Annotated in this window: 15 protein-coding genes; 10 read left to right on the top strand and 5 right to left on the bottom strand. The window is 31.5% G+C overall.

Annotated elements, in window-relative coordinates; translation table 11 throughout:
• Positions 1-34 precede the first annotated feature (34 nt).
• Genes VP91_RS00075 through VP91_RS00050 form a run of 6 tightly spaced genes read left to right on the top strand, consistent with a single transcriptional unit; the run spans position 35 to position 6,886 of the window.
• Complete coding sequence (locus tag VP91_RS00075) at positions 35-604, top strand: NAD(P)H-dependent oxidoreductase (RefSeq protein ID WP_169035414.1); 570 nt, start codon at positions 35-37, stop codon at positions 602-604.
• Complete coding sequence (locus VP91_RS00070) at positions 576-1,049, top strand: DUF4864 domain-containing protein (protein WP_211181484.1); 474 nt, start codon at positions 576-578, stop codon at positions 1,047-1,049. Before VP91_RS00075 ends, VP91_RS00070 begins: the two co-directional genes overlap by 29 nt.
• A 59-nt stretch (positions 1,050-1,108) precedes the next feature.
• Positions 1,109-3,541 carry a GcvT family protein gene (locus VP91_RS00065; protein ID WP_169035413.1) on the top strand — a complete coding sequence of 811 codons (2,433 nt, stop codon included), beginning with the start codon at positions 1,109-1,111 and terminating at the stop codon, positions 3,539-3,541.
• A complete protein-coding gene (locus VP91_RS00060; protein WP_169035412.1) occupies positions 3,541-4,290 on the top strand; it encodes an electron transfer flavoprotein subunit beta/FixA family protein in 750 nt (249 codons plus the stop codon). Before VP91_RS00065 ends, VP91_RS00060 begins: the two co-directional genes overlap by 1 nt.
• Entirely contained in the window at positions 4,290-5,243 is a 954-nt protein-coding gene (locus tag VP91_RS00055) for an electron transfer flavoprotein subunit alpha/FixB family protein (protein ID WP_169035411.1), read from the top strand. The genes VP91_RS00060 and VP91_RS00055 overlap by 1 nt, the downstream gene beginning before the upstream one ends.
• A 23-nt stretch (positions 5,244-5,266) precedes the next feature.
• Positions 5,267-6,886, top strand: coding sequence for an electron transfer flavoprotein-ubiquinone oxidoreductase (locus VP91_RS00050; RefSeq protein ID WP_169035410.1), 1,620 nt, complete (start codon positions 5,267-5,269; stop codon positions 6,884-6,886).
• Between the two features lie 12 nt (positions 6,887-6,898).
• Here VP91_RS00050 and VP91_RS00045 read toward each other — a convergent pair whose 3' ends face one another.
• A complete protein-coding gene (locus tag VP91_RS00045) occupies positions 6,899-7,117 on the bottom strand; it encodes a hypothetical protein (RefSeq protein ID WP_169035409.1) in 219 nt (72 codons plus the stop codon).
• 101 nt (positions 7,118-7,218) lie between these two features.
• Between VP91_RS00045 and VP91_RS00040 the strand changes: the two genes are divergently transcribed.
• Positions 7,219-8,190, top strand: coding sequence for a hypothetical protein (locus VP91_RS00040; RefSeq protein WP_169035408.1), 972 nt, complete (start codon positions 7,219-7,221; stop codon positions 8,188-8,190).
• A 3-nt stretch (positions 8,191-8,193) separates the two neighbouring features.
• Here VP91_RS00040 and VP91_RS00035 read toward each other — a convergent pair whose 3' ends face one another.
• Genes VP91_RS00035 through hisI form a run of 3 tightly spaced genes read right to left on the bottom strand, consistent with a single transcriptional unit; the run spans position 8,194 to position 9,944 of the window.
• On the bottom strand, positions 8,194-9,042 hold the full coding sequence (locus tag VP91_RS00035; RefSeq protein WP_169035407.1) for a bile acid:sodium symporter family protein: 849 nt from the start codon (positions 9,040-9,042) through the stop codon (positions 8,194-8,196).
• A 60-nt stretch (positions 9,043-9,102) separates the two neighbouring features.
• Positions 9,103-9,477, bottom strand: coding sequence for a DUF2237 family protein (locus VP91_RS00030; protein WP_169035406.1), 375 nt, complete (start codon positions 9,475-9,477; stop codon positions 9,103-9,105).
• Positions 9,477-9,944 (bottom strand): phosphoribosyl-AMP cyclohydrolase, encoded by a 468-nt coding sequence (gene hisI, locus VP91_RS00025; protein ID WP_169035405.1) that lies wholly within the window; start codon positions 9,942-9,944, stop codon positions 9,477-9,479. The genes VP91_RS00030 and hisI overlap by 1 nt, the downstream gene beginning before the upstream one ends.
• 77 nt (positions 9,945-10,021) lie before the next feature.
• Here hisI and folE point away from each other — a divergent pair, with 77 nt between their 5' ends.
• Genes folE through VP91_RS00010 form a run of 3 tightly spaced genes read left to right on the top strand, consistent with a single transcriptional unit; the run spans position 10,022 to position 12,542 of the window.
• Positions 10,022-10,630, top strand: coding sequence for a GTP cyclohydrolase I FolE (gene folE, locus VP91_RS00020; protein ID WP_169035404.1), 609 nt, complete (start codon positions 10,022-10,024; stop codon positions 10,628-10,630).
• Between the two features lie 22 nt (positions 10,631-10,652).
• A complete protein-coding gene (locus VP91_RS00015) occupies positions 10,653-11,654 on the top strand; it encodes an oxidoreductase (protein ID WP_169035403.1) in 1,002 nt (333 codons plus the stop codon).
• Complete coding sequence (locus VP91_RS00010) at positions 11,655-12,542, top strand: LysR family transcriptional regulator (protein ID WP_169035402.1); 888 nt, start codon at positions 11,655-11,657, stop codon at positions 12,540-12,542.
• Between the two features lie 20 nt (positions 12,543-12,562).
• Here the strand turns inward: VP91_RS00010 and VP91_RS00005 are convergent.
• Positions 12,563-13,872 (bottom strand): helix-turn-helix domain-containing protein (locus tag VP91_RS00005; protein WP_169035401.1); only part of this gene is annotated, 1,310 nt, incomplete at its 5' end.

Below are 13,872 nucleotides of genomic sequence, written 5' to 3'. Positions count from 1 at the left end.
GGCTTTCTTATAAAACTAGTTTAAAAATATGCAAATGAAAAAAATATTTCTTATATATGGTCATTATGATGATAAATCTTTTAATGCAGCCATAAGAGATACATTTATCAAAACAGCAGAAGAAAATGGTAATAAGGTTGATACTGTAGATCTATATAAAGAAAAATTTGACCCGGTTTTTGCAGGTGAAGAAGCAGGTGAAGATGTTTTGAGTCATCGTAAAAGAATAGAAGACTGTGATACAATTGTTTTAATTGCTCCAATTTGGAATTTTAGAATGCCAGCTATAGTTGAGGGATGGATAGATAAAGTTTTAGCTCCGCCTTGGGCGTTTACGTTTAAGCAGTTATGGGGAAATTATGGATATCCAATTGGTAATTTACATAAAAAAAAAGCAATTATATTTTGTACTTATGGATCTCCAAGATTGGCAATCACAACATTTTTTTTAAACTTACCAATTAGAAGGTTAAAAAGGGGAGTATTTCATATGTGTGGCATTTATAATATTGTCTACCGAAGATATTTTGCTGTACCGTTTGTTAGTGATAATAAAAGAAAACAATTTTTGGAAGATGTCAAAAATACAGCACTTAATATTTAAGATAACATTAATTATTTTATTTACCTCATCAATATCTCATGCTGAGTTAGTGAAGCCTAACAATGGGATTGAACCTTTTCTAGTTGTTCAAATTCAATTAAGAAGCCTAAAACAGAATGACAACCCTAAAAAAGATAATGGAATTGAACAGACCTGGGAATTTGCGCATCCAAATAATCAAAAAAATACAGGTCCATTAGAGCGTTTTAAGACTATGATTAAGGGTAAGTCTTATGTGATGCTACTTAATCACTTGGATCATAAGGTTGTGGAGATAAAATCTGATGATTTAACGGCTCTTTTTGAAGTAACGGTTCTTGATAAGAATAAGGTTTATTATAAATTTAAGTGGGCAGTTGAAAAATATATAAAAGATGGCCCTCTTAAGGATTGCTGGCTGACCACAATGGTGTCCTCGCCAATGCCTCTTGGATCTTCGATTTAAGTTAACAACTAAACGAATTTTGTTTCGTTAATAATAAAAAAATAGTAGGAATCGCACTAATGAAATCTAAAGCAAAAGTTGTAGTAGTTGGTGGTGGTGTAGTAGGAGTTAGTGCACTTTATCACTTAGCAAAAAAAGGTTTATCAGATGTTGTTCTTGTTGAGAGAAAAGAATTAACATCAGGATCAACTTGGCATGCAGCAGGATTGCTTCCATTATTTAACATGAGCTACTCAGTCGGACAGCTTCATAAATATGCAGTTGATTTATATAAAAAATTAGAAGAAGAGACAGGACAAAATGTTGGCTTCAGTGTTGTGTCAAATATTCGACTAGCAAGTACTAAAGATAGAATGGATGAGTATCATCAATATGCAGGTGTTGCGCAAACAATTGGTGTTGATGTAAAATTTTTAACCCCAGACCAAGTAAAAGAAATTTGGCCTTTATGTAATACTTCAGATTTGCTTGGGGCAATACAACACCCAGAAGATGGATATATTCAACCTGCAGACTTAACACAAGCAATGGCAACTGGAGCAAGAAATATGGGTGCAGAGATTTATAGAAATACAGCTGTAGTTGGAATTAAACAAACTAAAGATGGGTGGATTGTTGAAACTGATAAAGGAGCTATTGAATGTGAACATGTTATTTCTTGTTCAGGAAATTTTGCAAGACAAACTGGAAAAATGGTTGGTTTAGATATTCCGGTTATTCCAGTTGAACATCAATATATTGTTACAGAAGCACACCCAGATATTTTAAAAAGAAAAAAAGAAGGCTTACCAGAGATGGGAGTTTTAAGAGATAGTGATAGTAGATGGTACATGAGAGAAGAAGCTGGTGGATTAATATTAGGACCATATGAAGATGGTGCTCCAGCCTGTTATGTAGACGGCCCATCAAAAGACTCAGAGTACGAATTATTTCAAGAAGATCTTGATAGACTTGCTCCACACATAGAGGGTGCAATTCATCGTGTTCCAGCCTTTGGAGAAGTTGGTGTAAAAAAAGTTTATAACGGAGCAATTTGTTACACACCAGATGGTAATCCTATTGTAGGACCAGCGTGGGGACTTAAAAATTTTTGGATTAATGAAGGACATAGCTTTGGTATTACTGCGGCAGGCGGTGCTGGATGGCAACTTGCAGAATGGATTGTAGATGGAGAACCAACAATTGATATGCTTGGTGTTGAGCCTAGAAGGTTTGGTGACTATGCAACAAAATCTTATTTAAAAGAAAAAAATGAAGAAGCTTACAACCATGTATTTAAAGTTCATTATCCAGATGAAGAAAGAGGTGCTGCTAGAGAATTAAGAACATCACCTTGTTATGATAGAATGAAAGCATTAGGGGCTGTTTTTGGTCAAAAATTTGGTTGGGAGAGACCTAACTTTTTTGCAGTAGATGGAATGGAACAAAAAGATGATTGGTCTTTTAGAAGATCCAAGTGGTTTGAAGCAATAAAAAAAGAATGTAAAAATGTAAAAGAAAATGTGGGTCTTTTAGATATGACTGCATTTGCAAAATGTAGAATTAAAGGATCTGGTGCAGAAGAATTTTTAGATTATTTAGTAGCAAACAAACTTCCAAAAAAAATAGGAAGAATTGGTTTATGTCATGCTCTTAATACTAAAGGAGGAGTACATTCTGAATTTACTATAATGAGAGAAGCACCAGATAGTTTCTATTTAGTCTCTGCAGGAGCGAACCAAAGATTAGACCATGATTGGATCCAAAAATGGATGCCAAATGATGGGACAGTTCAATTTGAAAATCTCACTAATAGTATGGGTGTGCTTGTTGTGTCTGGTCCAAAGGCTAGAGAATTAATGACAAGAGTTTCCAGTGATGATTTTTCTGGTGAAAACTTTAAATGGTTGAGTGCAAAAAATGTGAATGTTGGAAATGCACCAGTGAATGCTATGAGAGTAAACTTTGTTGGTGAATTAGGTTGGGAGCTTCATCATCCAATTGAATACCAAAACCATATATTTGATAAATTAATGGAAGTTGGAAAAGATTTAAGTCTTAAGCCTTATGGAATTAGAGCAATGAATAGTTTAAGACTTGAAAAATCTTATAAACTTGTAGGAACAGAGCTATCAATTGAATATTCACCTTACGAATCTGGACTAGATAGATTTATACATCCTAATAAAGGAAACTTTATTGGCTTAGAAGCACTTAATAAGTGGAGAGAAAAAGGTTTTAAAAATAAACTGGTTACTATGGAAATTCACAATGTTGAAGATGCGGATGTTTTAGGAAACAATCCAATTTATGAAAACGACATAGTTGTTGGACGTGCAACAGGAGGAGATTTTGGATTTAGACTGGGTAAATCGATTGCATTAGGAATGGTGAATCCTGATGTTGCGACAACTGGTCAAAAATTGAAAATTGATATTTTAGGAAAAATGTACGATGCTACTATATTAGATGAGAGTCCTTACGACCCAGAAAATAATTTATTGAGAGCATAATGAAAATATTAGTCGCTGTTAAAAGAGTAATTGATTACAACGTTCAAGTCAGAGTTAAAGAGGATGGAACTGGTGTTGTTACTGATAATGTAAAAATGTCGAGCAATCCACCAGATGATAATGCGATTGAGGAAGCAGTAAAAATTAAAGAAGCAGGTAAGGCGACAGAGATTATTGCAATTACAGTGGGTGAGGAAAAATCACAAGAAACTGTCAGAAAAGCTTTGGCAGTTGGTGCTGATAGAGGAATTTTAATCAAAACCGAAGGAATTGTTGAGCCATTAGCCGTAGCAAAAGCACTACAAAAAATTGTTGAAAAAGAAAAACCAGACTTAGTTTTTATGGGCAAACAAGCAATTGACGATGACTGTAATCAAACAGGTCAAATGTTAAGTGCTTTATTGAATTGGCCTCAAGCAACATTTGCATCAAAAATTGAAATAAAAGACAAAACTTTAGAAGTGACAAGAGAAATTGACGAAGGATTAGAAACAATTGAAATTAATCTACCAGCTATTGTGACATGTGATTTAAGATTAAATGAGCCACGTTATGCTTCACTACCAAATATTATGAAATCTAAAAAAAAACCTTTGGAAATTTTAACAGCCGCTGACTTAGGAGTTGATACCACACCTAGAGTTCAACAAATTAAAGTAGAAGAACCCCCAAAAAGAAAAGCAGGAATTAAAGTTGCAAGCGTTGCTGAATTAGTTAGTAAACTTAAAAATGAGGCAAAGGTAATATAATGTCAGTTCTATTAATAGCAGAGCATAATAATAAAGAAGTAAGACCCTTTACATTAAATGCAATTACTGCAGCATCACAAATGGATGGAGATGTACATGTTATACTAATTGGAAATAATTGTGGAGATGTTGCTAAATCATTATCTGAAATGCCAGCTGTTAAAAAAGTATTACATGCTGAAGCTGCCCATTATGAAAACTACTTAGCAGAAAACTTTTCACCATTAGTTGTAAAAGTTTCAGAAAATTATTCTCATATTGTTAGTTCTGCAAATACATTTGGTAAAAATTTGATGCCAAGAATAGCAGCAAATTTAGATATATCCCAAGTAAGTGACATTACTAAAGTGATATCAGCTGATACATTTTTAAGACCTATTTATGCGGGCAATGCATTTGCAACAGTAAAAAGCACTGATGTAAAAAAATGTATAACAATTAGACCAACATCTTTTGAACCTTGTGAAACTTCTGGTGGATCTGCTCCAATAGAAAAAATAGATGCCACAGAAGAGTTTGCATTATCTAAATTTATTAAAAGAGAAGAGGTTAAATCAGATAGACCCGAACTTGGTACAGCTAGAGTTGTGGTTTCTGGTGGCAGAGGAATGCAAAATGGAGAAAATTTTAAATTGATCACCGATATTGCAGATAAATTAAATGCTGCAATTGGTGCATCGCGTGCAGCAGTTGATGCTGGGTATATAAGTAATGAACACCAAGTTGGTCAAACTGGTAAGGTGGTAGTACCTGATTTGTACATTGCAGTTGGAATTTCAGGAGCAATTCAACACTTAGCTGGGATGAAAGAAAGCAAAATAATTGTAGCTATAAATAAAGATGGTGAAGCACCAATATTTAGTGTCGCAGATTATGGTCTGGAAGCTGACTTATTTGAGGCGTTACCTCAATTCTTAGAAGAATTGAACAAATTAAATAGTATACAAAAATAACCAGTGCTGTAAAAATTCAAGATATGCCTAGAGAAGCAATGGATTATGATGTGGTAATCGTTGGTGGTGGTCCTTCAGGACTTTCTGCAGCAATTAAACTTAAACAATTAGACCCAGAAATAAATGTTTGTTTACTTGAAAAAGCTTCTGAGATAGGTGCTCACATATTAAGTGGTAATGTCTTTGAAACTAAAGCTTTAGATGAATTAATACCTAATTGGAAAGAGCTTAGCTCACCAATTAAAACTAAAGTTTCTAAAGAGAAATTCTTATTTTTAGGAAAATCAAAATCTTTAAGTTGGCCCACATGGTTACTACCATCGGTTCAGCAAAATCATAATAATTATATAATTAGCTTAGCAAATTTATGTAGATGGTTAGCAGAACAAGCAGAGGCTTTAGGTGTTGAAATATTTCCAGGATTTCCAGCAAATGAAATTTTATACAATGAAGATGGTTCAGTTAAAGGTGTAGCCACCCAAGATATGGGTATTGATAAGAATGGAGATAAAAAAGATAACTTTGAATCCGGTATTGAACTTTTAGGAAAAGTTACAGTGTTTGCTGAAGGTTGTAGAGGACATCTTGGAAAACAATTAATTGAGAAATTTAATTTGTCAAAAGGCAAAGACCCTCAACAATATGGAATTGGATTTAAAGAAATTTGGGAGATAAGTGAACAAAACCATGAAGAAGGAATGGTAATGCATACAGCGGGCTGGCCATTAGATAATAATACCTATGGTGGAAGTTTTATATATCATGCTGAAAATAAACAAATTTTTTTAGGATATGTAATAGGTCTTGATTATAAAAATCCACACCTTTCACCATTTGATGAATTTCAAAGATTTAAAACACATCCAGCAATTAAAAAGATAATTGAGGGTGGCAAACGTATTTCTTATGGAGCACGTGCGTTAATTGAAGGTGGAATTCAAAGTTTACCAAAAATGTTTATGCCTGGGGCTTTATTAATTGGCTGTGATGCAGGAACATTAAATATGCCAAAGATTAAAGGATCTCATACCGCAATGAAGAGTGGAATGATTGCTGCAGAAACAATATTTGAATATATAAAAGAGAATAAAGATTTATCTATTTATGAAAATAAGTTTAAAAAAAGCTGGGTACATGAAGAGTTGTATAGTGCACGAAATGTGAAACCAAGCTTTAGTTGGGGCTTAATTCTTGGAATAATATTTACTGGAATTGATCAAATTTTATTTAAAGGAAAACTACCTTTTACACTAAAACACAAACATGCTGACTATGAAACCTTAAAACCAGCAAACGAAATGCCAAAAATAGATTATCCGAAACCAGATAACATAATTACGTTTGACAAAACAAGCTCAGTTTATTTAACAGGAACTAATCACGCCGATAATCAGCCAGTACATTTACAATTAAAAGATCCTAGTTTACCAATTGACTACACATTAGAAAAATTTGATGAACCTGCACAAAGGTATTGTCCTGCAGGTGTATATGAAATTCAAAAAGAAAATGATAAAAATAAGTTTGTAATTAACTCACAAAATTGTATCCATTGCAAAACTTGTGATATCAAGGAACCATCCCAAAATATTACATGGGTAACCCCAGAAGGAAGTGGTGGACCTAAATATGGAAATATGTAATAAAAATATCTTTTAGAAAGATAATATTAGACCTACAACAAAAATTAAAGATAAAGTTAATCCTACAAAAACCAAGTTAGTTCTTGTTTCTTTTTCCTTTTCTTTTCTTGCTCTATTTAAAAGAATATTAATATCAACTCTTCCTGATGATGAAACTTCCTCACTATTATTAGGGGTCGTTAAAGGAGGAAGATCATTTATTTTATTAGAAACTACTTTTTCAGCGCTCATGAACATAGAAAACCATCAAACTATCAATAGTGCAATTAATACGATGTTCATTTTGGGTTGACTTTAAGTTTAATTATGTTCATTTTGGGTTAAAACAATCTATGTCTAAATTATTACCTGAAATATCTAAGCAAATCCGCAGCGAGGATGTACGAGAAGTAATAGAAAAAAACTTTGTTTCGATAATGCCTGTTTGGTCACCATTACAATTAGAATGGGTCAATGGTGTTTACAGAACTTTTAATGATTATGAAAAATTTATGATCATTATGTATTTATTGATGAAGACATTTGAAACTTACTCAAAAAACTTTGTGATGCTAAATTTTGAAGAATATTTTAATCATACTAATGTTGAAATAGAATTAATTAATGTAATGGAAATATCTAAATCTCTTAATATACCAAAAGAAACTACTAGAAGAAAAATCAATGAATTAGAAAAAGAGGGTGTAATAAAAAGAATGGATAAAAAGATCATAATTGATAGAAACACTTGGCCAAACATTAAACCTCAAGAAACGATGAAAAGAATAACAAGATTTTTATCAACTCTTTCAAAGATGTGTGTTAATTCGAAGCTAATGGCAGAACCAATCAGTAGTGAAAAATTAACAGCAACATCTAAGGAGTATTTTTCATTTGTTTGGAAACTTTATTATGAAATGCAAATGCCTATGTTATTAGAATTTAAAAAAGTTTATGGTGATTTAGAGTCCTTCCATGTTAATGGTATTTGTATAACAAACCATGCTCTAAACTCAAAAAAAAACGATAATACTGAAATGAGTAAAGAATTTTATTTAGAAAAGTATTTCTTTTCTACTCAAAAAGATAATTTAGGCATTAATGCAATGTCTATTTCAGATATTTCAGGAATCCCAAGAGCTACAGTTATTAGAAAATTAAATAGATTAGTAAAATTAAAATTTTTAAAAATAGATAAGAAAAAATGTTATTCTTCAACAGGTAATCATTTAAATAAATTATTAAAAGTACAACATACGACCTTAAATAATTTATCTAAATTTACTGCACGTATTTATAACTTATGTTTAATAAAAAATAATTAAGTTTTAGCTGCTCTTTTTTACAATATAGACAAAAAACAAAGAAGTTGTCATCATCACTAATGCGTAAGCTGCTGTAGGTACGATATAAACCATCTCATCGAATAATTGAGTTGAAACAAATACTGCCAAAGTTCCATTTTGTAAACCACACTCTAATGATATACATCTTTGTTGCGCAACACCTGAAGTAAAAAATTTTGCAACATAAAAACCTACAATCATCATTACAATATTAAGTATTAGTGCAATTAAACCAGCTTGTTTTATAAAGCTTGAAATATTATCCCATTCTTCAATATAGATAGCAATAAATACTAGGACAAATAAAGCTATTGAAATTCTCTGAATTAATCGAACGTTATTTAGAATTAAATTTTCAGCAAAATATCTAATAATCATTCCTATTAAAACTGGTACAGTGACAATAAAAAACATTTTTAAGGAAATGCCAATCATAGAGAATTCTTTTGTAATATAATTAATATTTAATAAATCAATTGAAAGAAAAATAATAAAAGGAACAGATATAACACTTACTAAGCTGATAATTGCTGTAAGAGTTATCGATAAAGCAACATCTCCATCTGCAAATTTAGTGAGCACATTTGATGTTACTCCTCCAGGTGCAGCTGCAATTATCATCACTCCTAAAGCTAGCTCAAGTGGGGTATTTAATAATTTAATAAGAGAGAATGCAATAATTGGAAGAACAAGCATCTGGCAAATAAAACCAACTAAAAAATCTTTTGGAAATTTAACTACTCTTGTAAAATCTTTAACCGTTAGGCTCATTCCAAGTCCAAGCATTATTAAAGCTAAACCTAAAGGTGCTATTTTTGTGACAATTTCCATTATTGATATTTATTAGTTCAAAATGAGTTTATCAAGTAAATCATTTTATTTTTCAATTGATTAAGATAAATCAATTGCGTTTTTCTTTAAAACTTCCATAGAAACAAGTTTCAAAGTTTTTTCATGTGTTCTTTTTAAATAAACAGGACAACCTTTTCCAGCATCAACAGCTCTTGTATACCAACTAGCACAAACACACCAACCATCTCCATCTTTTAAACCAGGGAAGCCAAACTCTGGGTGAGGTGTTATTAAATCATTACCAGCTTTTTTACACCATTCTAAAAATTCAGTAGTAACTTTTGCACAAACAGTATGAACACCATGATCATTTTCATCAGTACTACAGCAGCCATCACGGTACCATCCAGTTAAAGGATCATTAGAACATTCTTCGAGGTCTTCACCTAGAACATTTTTTTGATTTTTGCTCATTAAATTTTTGTAGGATTGGGTTGACCTTTATAAATAATTTCAGGGTCAAAAGATTTTTCTTTTTCCTCAAATTTCATCTCAACTTCTCTACCATTTTCGATTGGACCTAATGGAATTGATCTATAAAAACAAGATCTATAACCTACATGACAACTAGAGCCATCTCCAATATCAACGGTTAACCATACAGAGTCTTGATCATCATCAATTCTAATTTCTCTTACTTTTTGAGTGAAGCCACTAGTTTTACCTTTATGCCAAATTTGTTGTCTTGATCTGCTAAAGTAATGAGCTTCTTTTGTCTCAATAGTTTTTTTAAGAGCCTCTACATTCATATAACCATGCATCAAAACATCTTTGGTTTTTGAACACATTGTAATGACTGGAATTAAACCATCATTATCAAATCGGGGAGAAAGCAAGTTTCCCTCTTCAATTTCAAGTATATTTTCTCTCTTTTTAAACATAAGTAGGTAATTATGTAGCATATATGCAAATATAATAAATATTTTAAAATCAAGGATTTACTGTATAAACTGACCACATGAAATTAGTTAAAGACACAGATGCAAAAGTTTTAAAAGAAAATAAAGTTTCAGACCAAGAGGCTGAAGAAGCAGTTAAAACTATATTAACTTGGATGGGCGAAGATTCTAAAAGAGAAGGATTATTAGAAACACCAAAAAGAGTAATTAAAGCTTTTAAAGAATATTTCGTTGGTTATACACAGGATGCAGAACAAATTTTAAGTAAAACCTTTGGTGATGTTGAAGGTTATAACGATATGGTTGTTGAAAAAAATATTTCAGTCACAAGTCATTGTGAACATCACATGGCACCAATAGTTGGAACAGCCCATGTTGCTTACATTCCAAATGAAAGAGTTGTTGGTTTAAGTAAACTTGCAAGAGTTGTCGAAGTTTTTTCAAAAAGACTTCAAACACAAGAAAGACTTACAATGCAAGTTGCAAATGCTTTAATGACTTCACTGGATGCAAAAGGAGTTGCGGTTACGATTGATGCTGCTCACCAATGTATGACAATGAGAGGAATTAAAAAAGAGAAAGCAACAACAGTTACTAATTATTTTTTAGGTCAATTTAAAGATGATCTTAATGTTCAAAATAGATACCTAACATATATAAGTAAGTAGTTTTTTTAAAAGGGTAAAATACATGTCAGACAACTTTAAAGCATTGTTATTAAGTCAAGATGGTGAAAATTTTATTCGTGAAGTAAAATCAGTAGACAAATCATTTTTAAAACACGGAGATGTCCTTGTTAAAGTAGATTATTCAGATTTGAATTATAAAGATGCTCTAATCTTAAACAATGGTGCGAAATTAGTAAAAGAATTTCCTCATATTCCAGGTATTGATTTTGCAGGAACTGTTTTAGAAAGTGATAATTCTAAATTTGTAAAAGGAGACGAGGTGATCCTTACAGGTTGGAGAGTTGGAGAAATTTATTTTGGTGGTTATTCTCAGTTTGCTAGAGTTAATGGAGATTTTTTAGTTAAAAGACCAAAAGATATTACATCTAAACAAGCAATGATTTTAGGAACTGCTGGACTTACAGCATTACTATGTTCTTTTGCAATTAAAGCAAGAGAAGAACTTTTATTAGGTGAAAAAGTTAAAGATGTTTTGGTTACTGGTGCTTCTGGAGGTGTTGGAAGTATTGCAGTGATGATTTTAAATAAATTTGGTTATGATGTTACAGCTGTTACTGGAAAAGCTGAAAATGAAGAGTACTTGAGATCATTGGGTGCAAAAAATATAATAAATAAAACAGATTTAGATAAAGATGCTAGACCATTAGATAAAGGTCTATGGGACGGTGTTGTTGATACTGTTGGTGGAAAGATACTTGCTAATGCACTTGCACAAACTAGAGACAATGGAATTGTTGCGGCTTGTGGAAATGCTTCTGATTATAAATTAAACACTACAGTTATGCCTTTTATCATTAGAGGTGTTAAGCTTTGGGGCATAAACTCTGTTACAGCATCAATAAAAAGAAGAGAATTTGTTTGGAATGAAGTTAAAGATCTTATTGATTTTGAACAATTAGAAAAATCAATTAAAACAGTAAGCTTAGAAGATTTAATAGATATATATCCAAAAATGCTAAAAGGTGAAACATCTGGAAGATATATAGTTGATCTTAACAAATAAATGGATTGGGATAAATTAAAAATATTCCACGCAGTTGCAGAAGCAGGCAGTTTTACTAATGCAACGATAAATTTAAACCTAAGTCAATCTGCAATTAGTAGGCAAATTCAATCATTAGAACAAGATCTTAAAGTGCAACTCTTTGAGAGACACGCAAGAGGTCTTACTTTAACCGAAAATGGTGAGTATGTTTTTAAGACAGCTCGTGATGTAATTAGCAAACTAAAAGAAGTCGAAACATCACTTGGTGATCAAAAAAATAAACCTACTGGAAAATTAACAATAACGACAGTTAGAAGTTTTGGTACTCACTGGTTAACTCCTAGAATTCAAGAGTTTATGACTTTAAACCCTGAAATTGAAATTGAATTAATTTTTGATGATAAAGAGTTAGATCTAAGTACAAGACAGGCGGATATAGGTATTTTTATGAGGAGACCTAAACAACTTAATTATATTCAAAAAAAATTAGTAGATATTAAATACTATGTTTATGGATCTAATAAATATTTAGAAAAATATGGGATGCCCAAAACTATTATAGATCTTAATAAACATAAATTTATTTCATTTGGTAAAGGAGCGCCATCACCAGTTTATGATCCAGATTGGGCTCTAAAACTTGGAATTAAAGATGGAAAAAAAAGAAAACCAGTAATGAAGGTAAATAGTGTTATGGGTTTACTTTTAGCGGTAGAAGCGGGTGTTGGGCTTGCAGCACTTCCTGAATACTTAATATCAAACTCAAATAATATCATAAAAGTACTTCCGAATTCAGAAGGACCAATAACAGAAGCTCATTTCGTTTATCCCCAATCTTTAAAAAATACCGCAAGAATTACAGCTTTCAGAAATTTTCTTTTTAGTAAAATAGGTGATTGGAAATAATTTATTAAAGATTTTTTAAGTTAATTACTATCATTAACATAAACTGATACCCCTCTAGAATTAATATCTATATCAAATTTTTTGTGTAATGGAGGAAATGCTCTTTGAGAGCAGTCTAATCTATCACAAGTTCTACAGGATACACCGATAGGTATTTCTGTTTTTTTATCAGATATATCTAAATTTTCTGTATATACGAATTCTTTTGCATATTTTGCTTCACACCCTAAGCCTATTGATAAAATACTTTTTGACAAACCATATCGACCAACTCCCTTTTCAACAGTTCTAGCAATACAGACATATTTCTCACCATTAGTCATTTTACTCACAGCAGCTTGGATTACTCCAGGTCTTGTAAAAGCAGAATAAACATTCCATCTTGGACAGGCACCACCGTATCTTGGAATTTCAATACCAGATAATGAAAATCTTTTTGAAATATTACCTGCAATATCAGTTCTTAGCATATGAAATGGGATACCGGGTAACTTCGGGTCTTGAAGACAAGTCACTCTATGAGCAACTTGCTCAAAAGAAGTTGCGAAGGTATTTTGAAGAAGCTCTAGGTCATATTTTAATTCTTTACATTCTGAATGGAATAATTTGTAAGGCATTAAAATTGCAGCACCACAATAATTTAATAAAGCAACTTGAGTAAGTCTTTTAGATTCATTAGATGGAAAATTAAAATCAGATAAATACTGGGAAATTTCTTTTGAAGCTCCTTCTTGTGCTATTTGTGATGCGGCATGAAGTTTTTTAGTTTCTAAAGTATTATAATCACTTAATAAAAGTTCTTTTTTATTTTTGTCATAAATTTTCGAAAAAGGTTTTCCATCTTCAGGAATTATATCCCTAACTATTATTGAGTATTCTTTTTTTAAAAAATCACATAGGGCAATATATCTAGTTCTATTATTAACTTGTACTTTTTTAAAAATTTTATCTGCAAATTCTTCAAGTTTTGGAAAGTAGTTTTTATTTTCTTGAAGAAAATCTGATATTACCTCTCCAGGAAAAGCTGTTTTTCTGCTATCAATTTTTTTTCCTGAAATATCTTCAACTTTATTTACTATATCATGATCTTTTTGTTTAAAATTATCTCCTAATTTAATTAACGCTTTTGCAATTTTTGGATTTGTATTTACTAAATCTTTTACTTCTGGTCCTAATATATCCAGATCCTCAAATAATTGATCATCTAAAAGTTCAGAAATATCATTTTCTAAATTAACATCAGCTTTACTAGTTAAATCAGATAGATCCACTCTTAATTCTTTACTAACTTTAATTAATAGATCACCATCAATATTTCTTTTTCCACTTT

The sequence above is a fragment of the Candidatus Pelagibacter communis genome, assembly GCF_012932795.1.
In the GTDB taxonomy this organism is placed as follows: Bacteria; Pseudomonadota; Alphaproteobacteria; order Pelagibacterales; family Pelagibacteraceae; genus Pelagibacter; species Pelagibacter ubique_S.
This window is presented reverse-complemented; position numbering and strand designations above follow the sequence as displayed.